We start from the raw sequence: 18,199 nt of genomic DNA, 5'->3' as shown, positions 1-18,199 counted from the left end.
ATGATGAAAAGTATAGTATTGCATAAAGTCCTGCTGACGCTGATTTCAGCACTTGTTTTCCTTTCGCAGGGATGCAGCAAAAAAGAAGTAGCGCTTCCTGTCGAGGAAGAGGTCACCACGCCACCCGTTACTGTGGGAACAGATTCTTTGAAAATTTATAAGCCAAAGGAATTTGAAGGCATGGATTATAACGATAAAGGGAGCAAATGGTCCTATTCGCGCAGCCGTCAGTCGGAGCATTTTATTGTGTTCTGGGGGGCAAGCTATGGGAAGAACGATCCCAATGCGAACACCGTACCTGAAGAATATCGGGTGGATATTGATGATCTTTTGGCCAAGGCCGAACAGTTCTACGCATTGAACGTCGGCACGCTGAAGTTTGCAGAACGCAAAGTGAACCGATCCAATCTGGATAAATTCAAAATGATGATTTTTGTGCATTATACGACAGAATGGATGGCGTATGGCGGCGGTTACGACGATACAATAGGGGCACTGTGGATTAATCCGGCGACCTGTAAACCGGTGGGTTCTGTAATTGCGCACGAGATCGGGCACAGTTTTCAATATCAGGTATTTGCCGATCTGAAAGGCGGGCATGGATTTCGTTACGGCTACGGCGGAACCAGCGGCAACGGGTTCTGGGAGCAGACCGCGCAATGGCAGGCCTACCAAACCTATCCCGCACAGGCATTTTCGGGAGCCGATTTTCCCGTCTATACCGAAAATTATCATCGTCATATTCATCACGAGAAATATCGTTATGCCAGCTATTTCATCCATTGGTATTGGACCAGCAAACATGGGATCGATATGATTGGCCGCATCTGGCGCGAAGCTTTAAAACCCGAAGATCCGGTGCAGGCTTATATGCGTATAACGGGTATCGATGTGAAGCAGTTCAACAATGAAATCTATGATGCGGCGGCCCACTTTGTGACCTGGGACCTGAACAGCATCCGGGAGTATGGGAAGAATTATATCGGTAAGCTGACGACCAAATTTACGCGTCAATCCAACGGTAGTCTTCGCGTTGCCTATGATCGTTGTCCGGGTACTACGGGGTACAATGTGATTCCGCTGGAAGTTCCGGCTGCGGGAACCAAGGTTTCGGTAGCTTTTAAGGGACTGCCAAATGCTGCTGGATTCAATCCGGTGGATGCCAGCCGTGCCGGATGGCGCTATGGTTATGTGGCATTATTGAAAGACGGCACGCGGGTATATGGTGATCGGACGGAGGGCACGGAGAATACGATAGCGTTTACTGTTCCGGCCAATTGCAGCAACCTCTGGTTTGTGGTCACTGGTGCCCCCTCTGTTTACCAGCCACATGCCTGGGATGATGACGACAGCAACGATGAGCAATGGCCTTACGAAATCAAAATTCAGGGTACAACGGCTACGGGATACAATGAGGTGAGCAGTCAGCCGAAAGATATCGCATTGAATTATGACCTGAGCTTCCCGGCAGATGCTACAGGGTATTCGGGTACGCAAGTAAGCGTCAATGCAGCGCAGCTAGGGGAGGCCTTGGCCATACCTTCGGCAGACCTGGCGGGTTTGATGAGCAGTGGAAAAATTAAGTTCTATGCCGTGGAGCCGAATGGAAGTTTAAATCCCAACAATACGGCCACGGGTTACGGGCATTGGTTTACGCCTGCCGGGGCCGTCACCAACTGGGGCGCTAGTGCGGGCTTGTTTTCGGAATTTAACGCAAGTACGATAACGTTCTCGATCGGACAATATCCGGGAGCTCTGGCAGCTGGAAAGAAATATACCATTAAGCAGGCACTGGTGTATACGTACGAAGGAGCGAAAACCGTGCAGGCGACGTTTACATTTAATGTGAATGTGAAATAAGAGTTAGTTGGAACCGCTAGATTAGGTGATGGTTCATATGTTTATGTTTATTTAAGTGAAGGCCACGTCGGGAGATGTGGCTTTTTTAACTGTTGACTTTTTCATTTTCCTAAGTCCAAATACGGTCATCATTGCATTTTCCATGCTGTTTATTCCGAAAAGGGTAATAAGTTTGCGGAGGAGATAAGGAAGGAGTTCTAACGACCTTAATGCGACAACTCAGTAGAAAAAGGCTCCTTGAATCTGATGATCGGAAGTGTAGAGAATTTTGTAAATTAACCGCTATGAAGTATAATCATTTGTTTCCAACCGAGGGTGGACAAAATTTAATTATCCAAGTCATTTGATTTATATTATCTTTATTATATCTCGTCATCGGAAAATAGCGGCGAAGCGTTAATTTTTTTTAATTGGATTTTTGCAGATGATAATAAAGTAGTTTATTGCAGTTACACTATTGACACTGTTATCCAGATTGATCCGGAGATTGTTGAAGAACAACAAGAAATTAATCAGATAATAGCAAACTTAGCAATAGGAAAATAGTTGGGATTGATCCGGAATGATCTGAATAAATATGTTAAAATTTATATTGATAGCGTTCATCGTTTTAAGCTCTTGTTCTAGAAATAAGAATACAAAGCGCATTGATTCAAGGATAATTTATGAAATGGCTTATGATGACAGAACAACGCCCTCAAGATTTGATTTTGACTTTTTTGTTCGATGCAATAATGGCAAAGTCGCTATGATTAATGAACCTGCATTGTGGGGAATTCATCGTGAAAATCCGAAAAACTTGTCTTATGAAAAGTTTTTGGATTTAGCTTTGAACCAAAAAATAGAGGTAGATGATACGCGTATTTTAAGTAGCGCTGATTGTTTTTTATTGGATTCCAAAGTAGCTAATTATTATAAAAGTCATAATTTAGAAGATTTTCTACTCGAATACTTCACCAAGGAAAATAGTGGTTGGAGACTTAAAGATGGATATGCTAAATCACAGCTCATGTCTATAAGTTACTATTGCTTTATCAATAATAAATTTTTGCAGTTTGATGATTATATAGGGATTTATATCCTTGTTGAGCCAAATGAACTGTTTTCAAGATAAAAGATAATAATATCTAAGTGCTCCACGGCTTTGAACAATAAGGTGCTGGAGAATTTAATCAGAAATTACGGTCACTAGGATGCTGCAACCCAGCTTGAAGAGCTATCATCCTTGTTTCCAGGTTGCAGTCATAGTGAAGTTCTTTTTCTATCGTGTCGGAGAGAACGTTGTTATGCAGCAGGACTTCTATGATATCTTTTCTGTGAAGCGCACAATTCATTTTGCTATACAGGATTTCAAGGGGATTTTTACAGGATTTGGTGTTGTTTTTTTTGAAAATAGCTGTGTATATCCCTGCCAATCGCTCAATTTCGTGTTCATTTTTTGCCTTTTCGGCGATTTCGGTCAGTAGCTTCGAGTCGCCACTTCTGTAATTAGAAATCAGCAATTCTAAATAGTCAATCGGATTTTTGGCTGTTTGTATTTTCTCCAGAGCAAAGTCTCTAATGGCTTTGCTTTTTAGATGTTTTAGTGCATTAAGGGCATTTTCAGCTATGCTGTTTTTGCCTGTTCCCTTTTGTTTAGCAAAGTCTAAAATGAATTGGCTATCATAAGGAAATTTGTGAAAGTCAAAAATATCCAAAAGGCGTTCAATATTTCCCTGGTCCGTTTCTTTCAAAAGATGCTTTGCAATGGTGTTTATCTCTTCTTCTGTTAGCTTTCTCATTCTTGCAAAAGAAATCCGGGCTTTGCTATTTAACACTTCATCAATGATGTCTTTGTATTTTTGGGGTTTTGTCCGCTGTGTTTTCTGGTTTATTTCTGTTCGCTGTATGTTGTCAAGGTAAAATCGAATGAACTTATTGGTTTGGGCTTTCTTTTTAAGTTCTTCAGCAACCTGTATGCTTTGGTTTTCTGCTTGAAAATGCCGAATGATGCCATCGTCTTGCCAATCGTCAGGGTGTTGTTCAATGTGTTTTCCAAATTTCTCGGCTACGTAAAATAAGCCGTTTAGTCCATCAAGTTCTAGTGTTTCATGAGCGCCGACCCAATCAGCGCCGACGATCGGATTGTTTAAAAACCGGTCATAAATAGCTTGTTTTGCCTCGGTGTCATTTTGCTGCGCGTAAAGTTTTGCCAGGGCAAACAAATGTGTCAGATTCCAGGTGTCATCCTGTTCTTTTGCCAAGCCCTGCAAAACGGCTTTACGGATTTTGTCTTTTTGTTTTGAAATAGAAATAATCTCAAAAATATAAGTTGCCCGGTCACCTTCAGACTGTCCGTCATAGGCGAAAATGTTTAATGCGCCTTGTATAATTTGATTTGAAAAGTCAATTTCAGGATGCTCTTTTACAATCAGATATGCTTCACCTGTTCCGCGTTTCAGTACATGTAGAAATTGTCGTTTTAGGATTCTTAAATCGGGCATAATCGAAAGAGTGTCGTTTCAACAGGCTTAAGGATTATGGATAAGCGGATCACCGATTATTCTCTTCAGCGATGATTTCGTCGATCTCATTACATATCCGCTGTATCGGTTTTGTAAAATAGTGCTGTGCGAGCTCCACCTTTTTTTCTTTACCATCTTCATTTCGATAACGGGCGTGAAGCGATACGCTCACGGTGATGAGGCCGTACTGCTTGAGTTTATGGATTGTAAATCCCTGTAGGCTTTCCAGCGGAACAGTCACCTCTTTGCCTAAAAGTCCCTTGCGGACGCGCATTTCCCTTCTGTCCATGTCAATGATAAAATAGGCTCTAAGCAGGGAAATCATCAAGATTACGACAACTCCCAGCATCCACCATTTGAAAGGGGATTCCGGCATTTTGATGAACCCAACTAGGGTCATAATAGAAAATATAGCAACCAAAGGAACATAGGTTCCTAATTGGGGTTTCATTTTGTACTCGTTTCCGTTTCTGTCGAAGTTTTTCATGTGCTTATCGCTAATTTTGCCATATCAATCGTCCAATCTGCTGAAGCGGTTAGGATCGCCAACTGGTATATTATATTATCAACTATGGAGAATATAATTATTTGTTGGTGAATTGAGCTAGATCTTCAGTAATGGTTACAATTTTTATTTCCAAGTAAATAAAGTTATATATTTGCTTCAGTAAAAAAAAGGCCAAAAAAAACACTTCATTCTTTAATTCTGGATCATTTAATGTGAGTATGATTTCTGAGAGAGGAACAAGTATGAAAGTGATTTATAGTAGACTAGCTTAACAAAATATGAAAAGAGGTGTGCGAATTGTATCGTTTGGGTTTTTATTATTAATCATTGAATATATCATTTGTGTCCTTTTATTTTATATTGAGCCTTATTTTAGGCATGATAGTCAACTAAACCTTGAGTATGCAATAAGAGGAGCTAATGAGGTGAATTGTTTGTTGAGTATTTTCTCCGATTTTTCATTGTAATTGAAAAGTTTTAAAAAACACGTGACTACATGACTACAAAATAAAAGGACAAAGCGCTTTGTATTAAGTCACATATGTAGATATATTTTAATCACAAAAAACAATTTCTTAACTACGTTGTTTTAATGCTACTAAGGTCTATAATATATGAAATTAGATATGTACAAAAACAAGATCAACTACATTATATATGTGTTTTCTTATTGTTAATGTATAGAATTTAAAAGCATCCTAAGCTGAAATGAGAAATCTATTCGTGTCATTTCAAATCAATCAGCAAGAATGAATTTATAAATTAAAAACACTCATATTATGTCACTATTTGATAATTTAAAACTTACAGCAGAGCTTATTAAAGCAAATTTATCCGAAGGAATTGAAGATGGTTACGATCATTCTACCACTTCGGCAGGTAGAAAAGGATTGCGTTCGGGTCGTGTTTCAGAGCTTACCGCTATGGCAGATTTGAAACCAGGAGGTGCAGACAACCTGCGTAAAATCATGGAAATTGCCAACGGAAACCTGAAAGGAGCAACCAAAGTAGGTACGCTTCACGATTTGAGAATTGTATTGTTCGATGATGATAAAAAAATTCTTTTCTGTACCGCTTATGACGGCGATTGGGATGCTTATATCAACGACTTCGCTACAAAAATTCCACAGTTGATGGACATTATTTTTGGGAATATCGAAGGCTGGCCGGGTATCAAAGATCCTACGATTAAAGATTTTATTTTAAGCAAACAAATCACGGCTACAGGTTGGTATGTGGGGGTTCCGCACTTAACGGTGAATGATATTCGCAGAAACGACAAAATCATCACTGGTCTAAATAAAGCTATTGACGACGCGAACAAAATTGAAAAATAACCCTACTAAATAGATTCATTATGGCAATAGATTTCTTAAAAAGAATTTTCAATAGGGATAAAGTCAATATAGCATTAGAAGAAATTCAGGCTTTGGTACTCCGAAGCAGACCAATTCCTTATTACGGTACAGTGGCTCTTTTGGAGATTAAAGATGCGACTAACGCAAAACAGACGTTGAAAAACCTAATTCCTTTGGTGAATTCAGCAGGAAATTGGGATCAAAATGACGGCTCTTCGGTTTCTATTACCTTCACCTATAAAGGATTGGAGAAAATTGGCCTTCCCAAAGATTCTTTGGATTCTTTTCCTGAATCTTTCAAGGAAGGAATGGCTAAAAGGGCTGGTTTTTTAAATGATATCGGGGTTAATGATCCTAAAAATTGGGAGAGGGATTTCAAAAATGCCAACATCCATATTGCGGCAGCTATTATTGCCAATAACAAAACCGATTGGAAGGCAAAATTTGAAGAGTTTAAATCCAAATTACACGATAGTTCTGGCGTTCAGGTTTTAATTAGTCACGATTTTGGGGCGACCGAAGAAGTGAAAAATGTCTTTGGATTCCGCGATGGCATCAGCAATCCCGAAATTGAAGGCAGCGGTATTGATGTTCCTCCAGGTTTTGATAGACCCTTGAAAGCTGGCGAATTTGTGTTGGGCTACCCTGGCGAAGGCGACATTACGAAACCGTATCCGCAACCCGATGTTTTGGGCAAGAACAGCTCGTTTATGATTTTTAGAAAATACCAAAGTCAAGTTGCCGATTTCAATAAATACATTCAAGAAAATACCAATTCTGCCGAAGAGGGCGAACTTTTGGCTGCGAAAATGGTGGGACGTTGGCGAAGTGGTGCTCCGCTGGTTTTGTCGGCGGATAAAGACGATAAAGAGCTTGGTGAGGATATGAACAAGAACAATCATTTCTCTTTCAAAGGGGATGAAGATGGTAAAAAATGTCCTTTCAGTTCGCATATCCGAAGAATGAATCCTAGAGATTCCAAATCATTTGTGTTGGAAGATGAGCGTCTGCACCGCATTATTCGACGTAGTGTGACTTTTGGGGACATTGTTCCACCAGAAGTTACCAAGGATGATGGCAAAGAGCGGGGTCAATATTTCATGGGTATCAGTGCTGATGCGATGGGAACGCTTGAATTTTTGCAAAAACAATGGGCAAATGATGGGAATTCTCAGAATTTGGGAACCGAAAAAGACCCAATGATTGGCGTTCAGGATAAAGAGGGATTGTTTACGATGCCTGCCGATCCATTGGTGAAAAGATACCGTGGTTTGCAAACGTTCAACTTAGTAAAAGGTGGTGAATATTGTTTTATTCCGAGTATTTCCGCTCTAAAATGGATCAGTGAATTGTAACAGCTAAAAATGTAAGCATGAGCGAAAATATAAAATACAGCTATGATTTAGAAGAAATTCCTGCGAATTTTGACAAATATATAGCTAAGATTAATAAAGATATTCAAGATTATATCAGAAATACGCCTGAGATTAGTAAAATAGCACACCATACGCGTGATGCGCATGCCAATGGCTATGCCGCACTAAAAGCAGAGGTTGAAATTTTAACCAATCTACCCGAAGAACTGGCTCAAGGCATTTATAAGCAAGCTGGAAAATACGAAGCTGTCGTGCGGTTTTCGAACGGATCATCTCGTGTGTTGCCCGATAAATTAAGCGGAAATGCACAGGGTTTTGCGTTGAAAATTTTTGGTATTAAAGGTAAAAAATTAGCTCCGGGTGAGGAAGATTCACCTAATGTTGATTATAATTTGATTAATAATCCAGTGTTTTTCTGCAACACGGCAGCACATTATGTGTTTATTTCGAAGTTATTTTTACAGCTAAACGATTTCTTTGAAAGAGGTGCTTTGGGTAAGTTGGAATTTGCCACTTTATGGGTGACTGAAAACAAAAAAGCTTTCCCAAATTTTGAAGCATTAAAGGAATTGGGCGCTTTAAAAACATTTGAAAAAATCCCTTCTATAAACAGTTTTTTGTATGAATTTTACAGTATGGGTGCTGTTCGTCATGGCGATTATATGGCGAAAATTCGAATTGCACCTACTGTCGAAACTCAAAATCTTATTACCGAAAAAGATATTGATATAGATAGTGCCGATTGGCCTTACCGCAAGGGGATTATCAAAGAAATTGCGAAAAACGATTTGACTTTTGAATTGCAAATTCAGTTGTGCAAAGACCTAAAAAAGATGCCGATTAATGATCTGACCGAAGAATGGTCGCAGGAATTATCGCCTTTTCAAACGGTTGCAAAAATTAGAATTCCGAAACAACAGGTTCCTGTAGATGGCAATTTTGATGTGATGGAAAATTTATCTTTTACACCATTCCGCACGTTGGAAGAAAATGCGCCTATAGGCAATTTGCAAAGAGCAAGGCAATCGGCATACGTCACTTCTTCCACGGCAAGGCACGATCTTAATCATAAAAAAAGAAGAGAGCCAACGAATTTGCAAGAAGCCTTTGACCCTAATTTTTATAAACTTTAATTGTCGTACAAATGAATTCAATAAAAAAATCACCGTAGCGGGTAGTGGTGTTTTGGGTTATCAAATCGCTTTTCAGACTGCTTTTCACGGTTTTGATGTTACCGTTTATGACATCAATGCGGAGATTGTAAATAGAGCAAAATCAAAATTTGATGATTTAGCAAAAAATTATCGTATCGATATTCAAGCTACCGATGCGCAAATAGCAGCGGCAAAGGAGCATTTGAGCTATACGAGTAATCTGGAGGAAGCGCTTAAAGATGCCGATTTGCTTATTGAAGCTATTCCAGAAGAAATCCAAATAAAAAAGGATTTTTACAAACAGGCAGCGCAATTGGCTGCTGACAAAACGATTTTTGCAAGTAATTCTTCTACCTTATTGCCGAGTCAATTTGCAGATAGTACGGGTAGGCCACAACAGTTTTTGAATCTACATTTTGCCAATCAAATATGGTTGCGCAATACAGCTGAAATCATGGCACATCCTAAAACGGATGAAAATATCAAGAAAGAAATTATTCAGTTTTCTAAAGATATCGGTATGGTGCCTATTGTCGTGAATAAGGAATATATATTGTCTCTGACCAGTTCAGGAATTCCCAAACTTTGCGCAAGCTGGTTAAAATCTGAACGTTTTATTTTTCGTTTACGACCACCCAATGTGAGAGCCATATCTTCCTTATCTTTTGGATAGATTAAGTTAACATTGATGAGATCATATGCTGGTGATAATAAAACACCATGATTCGTATGCATGAGTGAAAAATTCTTGAGATGCATGTCGTTATTTCCAGTTAAAAAGCTAAACAGTACGAGCCTAAAATATTTGATTGCATCTAATCCGGTGTTGGAAGCAAATTGCTTGATGATTTTTCCTACGCGTTCATAAGAGCTATTGTATTTTTGCTCGGTCATAAGCTGCGATAATTGACATAAATCTTCAACGTGGATTTTTTTGCCCTTCTTACGGTCAAATCGTTTTGTAATGTAGGCCAGTTCTCCTGTGGAAGTTCGTATTAATGCGTGTTTTGCTGTTTCTATCTTAAATAACGCTGCGAGGTGCATCGTTAGATCTTCTACTTCTGGCATGAGTAGATATTCTTTTGATTGAGGTTTCAGGATATAATCTCCCCAAAGACCAACTAAGGTAAGTCGCTTACTGCCCTTTTCTCCATTTAGACTGAGTGATATTTTTGGCTGTACGCCAGTTATTGCCAATCGCTCAGCTACAGTAACTTCGCCTAATTTTTTCAATTTTTCCTGGTCCAACTCCAAATAGGGAACTTGAGTTGTTCCAAAAAACACTCTTGAACATGCTGTATGATAGTCTCCTGTTTCAACTGGTTTATAGCAAAACAAACAATTAGCCATCGTTTTCCGCCTCCATCGGATAAACAGAAACTGCTCCTATAGTGTCTCGACATAGGTTTATCAACAGCGCAAAACGATCTCTGGGATTGAGTTTCCAATGCTTTTCACCGATTTCCAATAACCATCCTTCAGGAATTAATCCATCAAAGAACGGAAATAATATATTGCTATAATAAGTGTTTTCGGAAATCGGTAAAGTTAGACTGATAGGTTGTGGATCAGTTTTTTTTAGATAATTCTTATCATAACTAAATGAATAACCATGATCTGTCTCAATTAGAAATCCAGCCAAGTCATCATGAAAGTATATTTTTGCTTCGCGTGCCATCACTCTTTAATTTGATCAATTACACCAACTTCTTTACCGAATAACGCCAATATGTCATTTATTTTGTCTAAACGTAATGTTTTTTTTCCCTGCTCGAGGTCACGCACAAACCTTAAGCCGACTCCAGCATTCGCAGCTAAATCTTCCTGTGTTAGCTTTAATTCTTTTCGTTTCTGTTTTACAAACACGCGTAATGAATCCATAATTATACCCTATCTGATATAAATATAGTAAATATTCTTAAATTATACTGTATCGGGTATAATTTTTATATTTTTTACATACTTTATACCCGTTCGGGGTGAAAAAACTTCTTTCTGTTGTTTGCAGTAGTCTTCTTAGAAATTCTTTAAGGGTAGTCGTGTTATTTAGACGGAACTTCTGTTTCAAGCGGTTATATCTTGTGAAGCATAAGCGGGATATTTTGAGAAAAAAGTTTATGATGAAGTCGACGTAAAATATAAATAATTTTTTGAACAGCAGAACGTTAACTATTTGCCCAGAGGGCTGTAAACCTGTATGCTATAAGCGTGATTTTTTCTTTTTAAATTTTCTACCGTACCAAATGTAGAAACCTGTTACCGGCAGAGAGGCACAGATTAAACTCGTTACAAAAGCGATCCACATGCCTGTAGACCCGGCTATTTTTCCGACATGAATATCGTAATTGGAGTTTCGCCATTTCATGCCCAGTGTTTTATCATTTTGTAGGCGTTTGTAGTATGCACTCCCATTCCGAAGATCATAGGCATAGGCATCGGAGGCCGACCACCAGGTATTTCCTTTCGTATAGATATTTACATTAGCTTGAGTAGTTTCGGGAACCAAATTGATCAAAACGCCCTGATGTGTACTGTCCTTTTTCAGAACGTCAGACCATATCAGGTCTAAAAGTGCTACACGTGATTCTGTCACCGGGCTGCCTTGAATTTTTGGTTCTTCTATTTTCGTATTGGGCCGCTTACCGTCCATAAGCCAGTAGATGCTAGTTTCCCACCACTTGAAGGACCAAACCAAACCGGTTGATGCGATGACAATCGCGAACAAAAATGCATAAAAGCCAAGTACTTGATGAAGATCATAGTTGAGACGTTTCCACTTCGCGCTGAAATCTATTTTTAACCGCTTTACAGCTACCTTCCGATTTTTTGGCCACCAAAGGAAAAGCCCCGAAATTAGTGTAATGATAAACAGCAGGACGCTGCTCCCTACGATTGCGCTCCCTACGTCGCGCCGGAGATAAAGGAATTGGTGGATCTGCCTTACAATCCAGAAGAAGTTTGTCTCAACGTCTATTTTTCCTAAAACGCGGCCGCTGTAGGGATCTACGAAAATACGGTCCCAATAGATGATTTCTTTATTTACAAATACACCCCCGACATCGTTCTTTGGACGGCGCTTAAGTGCTTCAAATAGATGAACTTGTCGTTGATCATCTGTAGCAGGAACACGGATAATGGTAATGGTATGATCGGTGACACGCTGCGCATTTGCCTTTAAGACGGAAAGGGGAAGTATTTTCTTGCCTTTCTGTGCCGTTACCGTTACATAACTTGGATGAAATAGGGCAAATAGTTCCTTTTCAAATACATAAATAGCGCCTGTAATGCTTACGATAAAAACCACCAGACCGGACAATAATCCGATCCAGCGGTGTAAAAACAAGATCATCTTTTTTAAAGTCATGCTTAAAAGGTATAGCCTAGTGTAAATAGTAAATTACGTGGTGCACCTGGAAATAGACGGATATAATCGTAACCACCTACCCAATGGGTTTTATTGCTGATATTATTAAAGTTGGCCTGCAATTGTACTTTTCCAATGGTATAATATAATGCTGCGTTCAGTAAACTGTAGGATGGGATGGTCTGGTTCTGGTTAAGGGAAAGGTTTCGCTTATCCACATAATTGGCCCCGACGCCGATTCCCAAGCCTTTTGCTTTTCCGGAAGGAATGGAGAATCTGGTCCAGATGTTTGCCGTATTTTGAGGCGCATTTGGTTTTTGTCTGTTCAGTTCTTCATTATTTCCACCTTCGGTAATCTTTGCATCATTGTAGGCATAGGAGGCAATAACACTCCAGTGCGGGAGAATTTGACCCTGAATATCAAACTCTATCCCTTTCGATCTTTCTTTTCCGATTTGTTCCATTAAATCTGCATTGTCGGCAGTGGGGGCGGGGTAAAGCGTATTCTTCTGATTGATCTGATAGATAGCTGTACTTGCCTGGAGTTTTCCGTCCAACCAGGCTGTTTTTAATCCAAATTCGGTCATGTCATTTTCGAGTGGATCAAATGGACCTCCGGCATTAGGGTTTGCCAGTGCCGAAGCTGTCTGCGGATTATAGCCTTTTACGTAAGTTCCATATAGATTGATCTGTGGGTTGATGGTGTAAACTGCTCCAAAGCGCGGCAGTATAACATCCTGCAGAAAGTTTTGTTGAAGTCAATATTCCGGTCTCCTTATTCGAGTCATTTTTGACGCAGGAAAGCCCTTTTCTGGCCAAACTTCATATGCTTTTAGAATCGTCGCGATCGGGCATCCTGTTTGACAATTCGGCTTTGATCAGTGTACAGCAGAAAAGGATTATAACCGAGTTGCTCAATTCGGAGCTTGATCAGGAATGGAAATCCTTATTTTGTTTTGGTAAACTCATGGAGTTATTGGCGCGAACATTTGACCAGCATAAACTTGGTAATACGGTGTCTCGAACGGATAATAGCCTTAGTCCGGAAATGAAAAAACTGATGGCGGAAGCAAAAAGAATAGTAGAAAATAGTTTGACCGATCCGCAATCTTTATCGCAATTGTCTGCTGAATTAGGAACGAATGAAAACTATTTAAAGAAATATTTCAAGCTCTGCTATGGTACAACCATTTATGGGCATTTGACCAAGGTGAGAATGCAAAAAGCTAGGAGCTTACTTACACAAGGAGACCGGCCTATAAATGAAATTTCACGCTTTTTAGGCTATAACAATCCTGCGCATTTCTCAGCAAGTTTTAAGAAGCATTTCGGGGTAAAACCAAAAGTAGTGCAACGTTCTTCAAAAGTCTAAATCTTCTGTTTACCACCCTGTGAGTTGGTCCTGTCCTTTTGAGTATCTGTATCAAGCGGTTTATTTATTCGCCTGTTCACTACGATCCTTGCGTTTTTTGTCTTTTTGTCGCTTACTTCAAACGCCGTTTTGCTAGGGGTGGAGTTTTGGCGATTTTTCCCAAACTCCAAGCAGCCCTTATCGTTAGCCGAAGCTGCTTGAAGTTAAAGATGCTTAAATTAAAGTTTGTCCCACCAGTCTGAAATCTTTTTCTTGACACTCTCGCGGAGTTCCGCACGTTTTTCTTTCCGTTCGGCTTTCTTGGCTTCCCGTTTGGCTTTTTCCGCTGCGTGTTCTTCGGAAGCCGCCTTTTCTACGCGTTCCTGATAATGATCATAGGCCTCATCAACACTCGTCCGGAAGGATCGTCCTTCCAAGGGTTGCAAAGCTGTATCCACGAAATCTGGGCTTGTTTCGTCAACAACAGTAATCACTGCTATTTCCCCCACTTGCAAGCTATTATTGACCTGATCAATAAAATCGGTCGACACAACAAATTCTTCGGTATCCATCGTCGCCCCGATAAATGTTCCGGTAAGTCCGCCCAGCAATAAACCTAGTGGACCGCCCACAATACCGATCAATGCACCGATGGCACCTCCGCCGAGTGTTTTCCAGCCGCCCTCTTCTGTCGCGTCTTTCAGTACGTCAAAACCACCCTGATCTGTTTTTCGGATGGTTATAGACTCATAAATACGAATGTCACCATTACGGTCGAGATCGGCTAAAGTGTGGTTTACCGCGATTGATTTCTCTGTCGAATCAACGATATAAATCAAAATATTTTCCATATGGATTTGAATTTTGTAATGAACATTTTTGTGTTGTAATAAATTTAAATTATTTTTTTTGAGTTGGTCAAATAAAATAATAATATGACTCGGGGGTTATTTATTCGTAATAAAACGAGCTGATCTGAGCAGCTATTGCCTCACGGAACGAAAGTCATAATAAGGGTGGTTTTTTATTTTTAGTATGGACGATAGACTTCCGGATAAATTGTAATCTATTGGTGAAGTTTATGTAAACGAAGGTGTCTGAGTAATAATTCAGGATAATCTGCTTGGACTATATTTGCCCCGTTCTGATGCACTTTGCCAAATTCAGCTGGATCATTCAAAACCAGTTTATCGACATTCCAGAGACTATTGATAAATGTTTTAGTACCAAATTTGTGTACCATCGAATTAATTTCTTTTGTATTTGTCTGATATCAATTTCAGCCATAGCGACTCCCAGAGCAATTCATGATTTGGAATTAGTTATCTCATACATGTAAAGTGTGGATTGATCATCATCGGGCACAAAGTACAGGCAGACCTTTCCGTCAACGACATCGGTGTAAAAAGGATTACTTGTCATAATGCGACCTGTTTTACTTCTTAAGTGGATTGGCAGGGTATAGGTGCTCTGATAGGTATGAATATCCATTAATTGAATGCCCCGATTACGATGCGCTCCTTTGCGTGGGGATCTTTCAAAAAACTGTTGACCCCGGAGCAAATCATCAAACCTTGACCCACATATTGTCCATCCTGAAAATTAATAAAATGCTGATTATTGTTAGAGATTGATTTTAAATGCCATTTACCACGATCGAGCAATTGTTGTTTCCACGTATAAAACTGCATAGCATCCCAATTGAAACCAACGAGTTCATGTCGATCTCGATCGCAAACAAGGGCTCCAATGGCATCGTCTAACGTAAATTCAACCTTCGCTTCCATGGTAGTCGGATCTATTCTGTAAATCAGCGACCTGCCGTGGGGACGATATTCACAGACTGGGATCCAAATATATTGACCATCAAAATCTATCCCCCCGGGATGATAAACGCTATCTTTTCCTAAACGAAGTTGAGCAATAAGCTCTCCTTTAAAATTAAATTTCATGAGATAGCCCGTTCCCAGGCCGACGGCCTGCTCTTCGTAGATCGGCCGCTGTTTAGCTATCAAAGCTTTTTTTATCGGTATTTGTCTAGTGGCTTACGGGAACTGCTATTGCAGAGCTTTCTTTTTTTATTAATTTTTTATATATAGAGTTAAATTCGTTGTGGTTTTTTGCCTGTATTTTATTAGCTTTATACATTCATTTTTGCTATTTAATTGTTCGCTTGGCCTCCCAATTCGATGTCTCTTGAATAGAAGAATTGAAACTTTTATCCAATTCTACAAATTATATCATAAGTTATTGCTAGTTAATTTTCATAGATAATGAATCATTTCAAGTTCCAATCTGCTGTATTCATATTTTTGTGTTGGGTGTTTGTTTACCCTGCAATAGCACAGCAGCAGACATTTCCGCAAAAAGAAGATTATTTACAGCTGCTGGAGCGCGCAGCAAAGGAAAATAAGCCGATGTTCTTGGTGGTTCATCAACGGGACGATCAGTTTATTCCTTTTAGAGGCTCTGTTTCAAAAAAAGCAAAAGATATCCTCAGTACGCAGTTTGTGTCGGGAATTGTTCAGGTGGATCGGGATAAATTTGACCATCCATTACAACGGGTTTTCAGTCTTGATAAACCAATGTACCTTTTTACCGATAAAGATGGGATTCCTATTTTACGAATAGACAAGGCGGTTGATGGGGGAGATGAGCTGGAAAGACTCATAGACTCGGCAAATACGCTTGCAAAAGCTGAAACTCTCGGTAAGCTTATAGCAGAATATCGAAAGGGGATGCGTCAACAGTCCTTGTTGAGCAAAATACTTCGCTACAATCAGACATTTGATCAATATACAGACCAGCAGCTATTGAGTGACTATATAGCGCAGCTGACGATAGAGCAATTGAATAATTTTGAGACAGTTGTTTTTTTATTGAGCTGTGGCCCTGTATATAATAGTAAATCTTATTTACTGGCGCGTACCAATAACAAAATGGTGGATAGCCTCTATTCCTCTTTGCCATTGCCAGTTCGTAAAAAGATAAACAACAGGATTATACAGCGGACATTTCGGGAATCTCTTGAAAAGAAAAACTTTTCATTAGCCCAAGAAGTAGGCTATTTTGCCTATACGACATGGACGCCTAATTATTTGCGTGCATCTAATGCGCAAGCTTTTCATCCCTTGGAGTATAAGCGGCTTATGAAAGATAGCCTATCTTACATCCAGATGGCGCGGAACTATTACGATCAATCATTTTATCGGGTTGATCCTGATTCATTGTCCCGAATAGATTTTGCGCAGGATCGGCAGATCCAGTTTACACGAAACCGTCTTTTATTGGACAGTGCGCAAAACGCAGAATTCAAATCCCTAGTGGGTAAAGGGCGTAAATATTATCAGGATGACCAGGCAACTAATTTAAATTACGGTGCGCAACAGATCCTGGCTTTTGAAAAGAATAACCCGGAAGTTATATTTGATGCGATCCGTTGGCAAAAGAAAACAATAGATCTCAAACCTGATGTGCCAGCATTCCGTTATACGATGGCTTTATTGTTGTATCGGGTTGGCTTTTATGCGCAGGCAGAAGAAGAACAACAGAGAGCTGTGAAATTATCGAAGTCAAATAAGCTCTATCAGGAAAAAATGAAGGCCGTATTGAAGCAGATGCAGTCCAGACGATTATGATCAGGGCTAATTTGGAGCGGGACCTGTATGTAAACGGATTGGAATGGTAAACTGCACACGTACAGGCATACCGTATTGATAACCCGGAGCCCATTTTTCGGCTTTCTTCAGTACTGCTATACCATTTGCTGCTGTTCCATACCCGAGGTCATTAATCACTTCAAATTCATTCGCCAGACCATTTTTTTCAATGACAAAACTGATGAGAAGTTGTCCTGATACTTTTGCATTTAAAGCTTCTTTGGGATATTTATAATTCTGGGCAATAAAGATCATAAGGTTTTTTATCCCGCCAGGGTATTCCGGTTGGACATCTCGACGTGTATAGGGATGCACATTGCCCATACTATCTGTGCTGGTTCCCTTGCTTAATACACCTTTTTCATACCATTCTTCAAACTTGATCTTTCCTTTTTTTAAAGTACCTTCCCAATGTCCTTGACGTAATCCATCAACATATACACCTTTTTCAGTATTTATATTGTTTTTAAATTCGAACGTGCCATTTCCATTTTCGACCTGCTTTCGGCCTGTTGAATCAGCATAATAGATTAGTCGGCTATGCTGGTCCTGAAAAAGAAATTCGTTGGGACTGGCTTCAGAACCGGAGAAAAATCTAATTTCTCTTAAAAGACCATTTTCGTGGTATCTTTTTACAGTATCGCTCAGTTTATTGTCTTTATATCCGGCTGATACCGCTAGGTTGCCATTGTTGTGATAACTTTCAATAATGCCTTCCAGATATAATCTTCGTGGGTCAGCTACTTTTGTCCAGCCATGTCTTTTTAAATTGCCATTTGGATAGTAATCGTTTACTTCGTAAAGCCCCAATTCATTTGCTGTTAACCGAATAATGTTTGTGTAAGCGGCTGAATCTTTTATAGCAGTAATACCACGATTTTTCTTTATATAAGTGACAATTGTTTCTTGTGCTTTTGCATGAATCACAAGGGCCGTAAAAAGGAGGAAAATAATGTATTTGTGTATATTTAAGGGATAATAGTGCATGATATGGTTAATTTTATTTAATCAAATATATATTTTTTAGGTGAAATAATGCGCAGCGTTTAAGCTGCGCCCGTTTGT

General features: G+C 39.6%; 19 protein-coding genes and 1 pseudogene. 8 read left to right on the top strand and 12 right to left on the bottom strand.

Annotated elements, in window-relative coordinates; all coding sequences use genetic code 11:
- Both B4N43_RS23675 and B4N43_RS23670 read left to right on the top strand, forming a co-directional pair.
- Nucleotides 1-1,860 carry a DUF4859 domain-containing protein gene (locus B4N43_RS23675; RefSeq protein WP_286736616.1) on the top strand — a complete coding sequence of 620 codons (1,860 nt, stop codon included), beginning with the start codon at nucleotides 1-3 and terminating at the stop codon, nucleotides 1,858-1,860.
- Between the two features lie 577 nt (nucleotides 1,861-2,437).
- Nucleotides 2,438-2,974, top strand: coding sequence for a hypothetical protein (locus B4N43_RS23670; RefSeq protein ID WP_286736615.1), 537 nt, complete (start codon nucleotides 2,438-2,440; stop codon nucleotides 2,972-2,974).
- A 58-nt stretch (nucleotides 2,975-3,032) separates the two neighbouring features.
- Here B4N43_RS23670 and B4N43_RS23665 read toward each other — a convergent pair whose 3' ends face one another.
- Both B4N43_RS23665 and B4N43_RS23660 read right to left on the bottom strand, forming a co-directional pair.
- The gene (locus B4N43_RS23665; protein ID WP_070567540.1) at nucleotides 3,033-4,343 is read right to left on the bottom strand and encodes a hypothetical protein; all 1,311 of its coding nucleotides are present in this window, start codon (nucleotides 4,341-4,343) and stop codon (nucleotides 3,033-3,035) included.
- Between the two features lie 49 nt (nucleotides 4,344-4,392).
- On the bottom strand, nucleotides 4,393-4,851 hold the full coding sequence (locus tag B4N43_RS23660) for a hypothetical protein (protein WP_070567538.1): 459 nt from the start codon (nucleotides 4,849-4,851) through the stop codon (nucleotides 4,393-4,395).
- Nucleotides 4,852-5,651: 800 nt separating this feature from the next.
- Between B4N43_RS23660 and B4N43_RS23655 the strand changes: the two genes are divergently transcribed.
- From B4N43_RS23655 to B4N43_RS23640, 4 genes and pseudogenes are all read left to right on the top strand, one after another.
- On the top strand, nucleotides 5,652-6,209 hold the full coding sequence (locus B4N43_RS23655) for a hypothetical protein (RefSeq protein WP_070567536.1): 558 nt from the start codon (nucleotides 5,652-5,654) through the stop codon (nucleotides 6,207-6,209).
- 20 nt (nucleotides 6,210-6,229) lie between these two features.
- Nucleotides 6,230-7,585, top strand: coding sequence for a Dyp-type peroxidase (locus B4N43_RS23650; RefSeq protein WP_286736613.1), 1,356 nt, complete (start codon nucleotides 6,230-6,232; stop codon nucleotides 7,583-7,585).
- A 17-nt stretch (nucleotides 7,586-7,602) separates the two neighbouring features.
- On the top strand, nucleotides 7,603-8,739 hold the full coding sequence (locus tag B4N43_RS23645; protein WP_070567531.1) for a catalase family protein: 1,137 nt from the start codon (nucleotides 7,603-7,605) through the stop codon (nucleotides 8,737-8,739).
- A pseudogene (locus B4N43_RS23640) lies at nucleotides 8,714-9,244 on the top strand (3-hydroxyacyl-CoA dehydrogenase NAD-binding domain-containing protein); the annotation flags it as partial. The gene B4N43_RS23645 and the pseudogene B4N43_RS23640, both read left to right, overlap by 26 nt.
- Before the next feature lie 14 nt (nucleotides 9,245-9,258).
- Here B4N43_RS23640 and B4N43_RS23635 read toward each other — a convergent pair.
- The 5 genes from B4N43_RS23635 to B4N43_RS23615 all read right to left on the bottom strand — a co-directional run bounded on the left by B4N43_RS23635 (nucleotide 9,259) and on the right by B4N43_RS23615 (nucleotide 12,852).
- Complete coding sequence (locus tag B4N43_RS23635; protein WP_286736612.1) at nucleotides 9,259-10,110, bottom strand: HipA domain-containing protein; 852 nt, start codon at nucleotides 10,108-10,110, stop codon at nucleotides 9,259-9,261.
- A complete protein-coding gene (locus tag B4N43_RS23630; RefSeq protein WP_286736611.1) occupies nucleotides 10,103-10,438 on the bottom strand; it encodes a HipA N-terminal domain-containing protein in 336 nt (111 codons plus the stop codon). Before B4N43_RS23630 ends, B4N43_RS23635 begins: the two co-directional genes overlap by 8 nt.
- Complete coding sequence (locus B4N43_RS23625) at nucleotides 10,438-10,641, bottom strand: type II toxin-antitoxin system Y4mF family antitoxin (protein WP_070567525.1); 204 nt, start codon at nucleotides 10,639-10,641, stop codon at nucleotides 10,438-10,440. Before B4N43_RS23625 ends, B4N43_RS23630 begins: the two co-directional genes overlap by 1 nt.
- A gap of 319 nt (nucleotides 10,642-10,960) precedes the next feature.
- Nucleotides 10,961-12,124: a PepSY-associated TM helix domain-containing protein gene (locus tag B4N43_RS23620; protein WP_070567522.1), complete on the bottom strand. Its 1,164-nt coding sequence runs from the start codon at nucleotides 12,122-12,124 to the stop codon at nucleotides 10,961-10,963.
- A 2-nt stretch (nucleotides 12,125-12,126) separates the two neighbouring features.
- Nucleotides 12,127-12,852 carry a TonB-dependent siderophore receptor gene (locus B4N43_RS23615; RefSeq protein WP_286736679.1) on the bottom strand — a complete coding sequence of 242 codons (726 nt, stop codon included), beginning with the start codon at nucleotides 12,850-12,852 and terminating at the stop codon, nucleotides 12,127-12,129.
- Between the two features lie 98 nt (nucleotides 12,853-12,950).
- Here B4N43_RS23615 and B4N43_RS23610 point away from each other — a divergent pair, with 98 nt between their 5' ends.
- Nucleotides 12,951-13,496 carry a helix-turn-helix domain-containing protein gene (locus tag B4N43_RS23610; protein WP_286736609.1) on the top strand — a complete coding sequence of 182 codons (546 nt, stop codon included), beginning with the start codon at nucleotides 12,951-12,953 and terminating at the stop codon, nucleotides 13,494-13,496.
- Between the two features lie 218 nt (nucleotides 13,497-13,714).
- Here the strand turns inward: B4N43_RS23610 and B4N43_RS23605 are convergent, their stop codons facing one another.
- From B4N43_RS23605 to B4N43_RS23595, 4 genes are all read right to left on the bottom strand, one after another.
- Nucleotides 13,715-14,326: a DUF1269 domain-containing protein gene (locus tag B4N43_RS23605; RefSeq protein ID WP_286736607.1), complete on the bottom strand. Its 612-nt coding sequence runs from the start codon at nucleotides 14,324-14,326 to the stop codon at nucleotides 13,715-13,717.
- Nucleotides 14,327-14,541: 215 nt separating this feature from the next.
- Entirely contained in the window at nucleotides 14,542-14,718 is a 177-nt protein-coding gene (locus B4N43_RS23600) for a hypothetical protein (RefSeq protein WP_157698392.1), read from the bottom strand.
- Between the two features lie 62 nt (nucleotides 14,719-14,780).
- Nucleotides 14,781-14,966, bottom strand: coding sequence for a DUF6454 family protein (locus B4N43_RS25615; protein WP_376749083.1), 186 nt, complete (start codon nucleotides 14,964-14,966; stop codon nucleotides 14,781-14,783).
- On the bottom strand, nucleotides 14,966-15,490 hold the full coding sequence (locus B4N43_RS23595) for a DUF6454 family protein (RefSeq protein WP_286736605.1): 525 nt from the start codon (nucleotides 15,488-15,490) through the stop codon (nucleotides 14,966-14,968). The genes B4N43_RS25615 and B4N43_RS23595 overlap by 1 nt, the downstream gene beginning before the upstream one ends.
- Nucleotides 15,491-15,748: 258 nt before the next feature.
- On the opposite strand from B4N43_RS23595, the gene B4N43_RS23590 reads away from it, so the two are divergent.
- Nucleotides 15,749-17,113 (top strand): tetratricopeptide repeat protein, encoded by a 1,365-nt coding sequence (locus B4N43_RS23590; RefSeq protein WP_286736603.1) that lies wholly within the window; start codon nucleotides 15,749-15,751, stop codon nucleotides 17,111-17,113.
- Nucleotides 17,114-17,119: 6 nt separating this feature from the next.
- Here B4N43_RS23590 and B4N43_RS23585 read toward each other — a convergent pair whose 3' ends face one another.
- A complete protein-coding gene (locus B4N43_RS23585) occupies nucleotides 17,120-18,121 on the bottom strand; it encodes an energy transducer TonB (RefSeq protein ID WP_286736601.1) in 1,002 nt (333 codons plus the stop codon).
- Nucleotides 18,122-18,199 lie beyond the last annotated feature (78 nt).

Origin of the sequence: Sphingobacterium sp. UBA1897 (genome assembly GCF_002337775.1) — a bacterium.
Classification (GTDB): Bacteria; Bacteroidota; Bacteroidia; order Sphingobacteriales; family Sphingobacteriaceae; genus Sphingobacterium; species Sphingobacterium siyangense.
The sequence above is the reverse complement of the archived record's forward strand: the minus strand, read 5'-3'. Positions and strand labels throughout refer to the sequence as shown.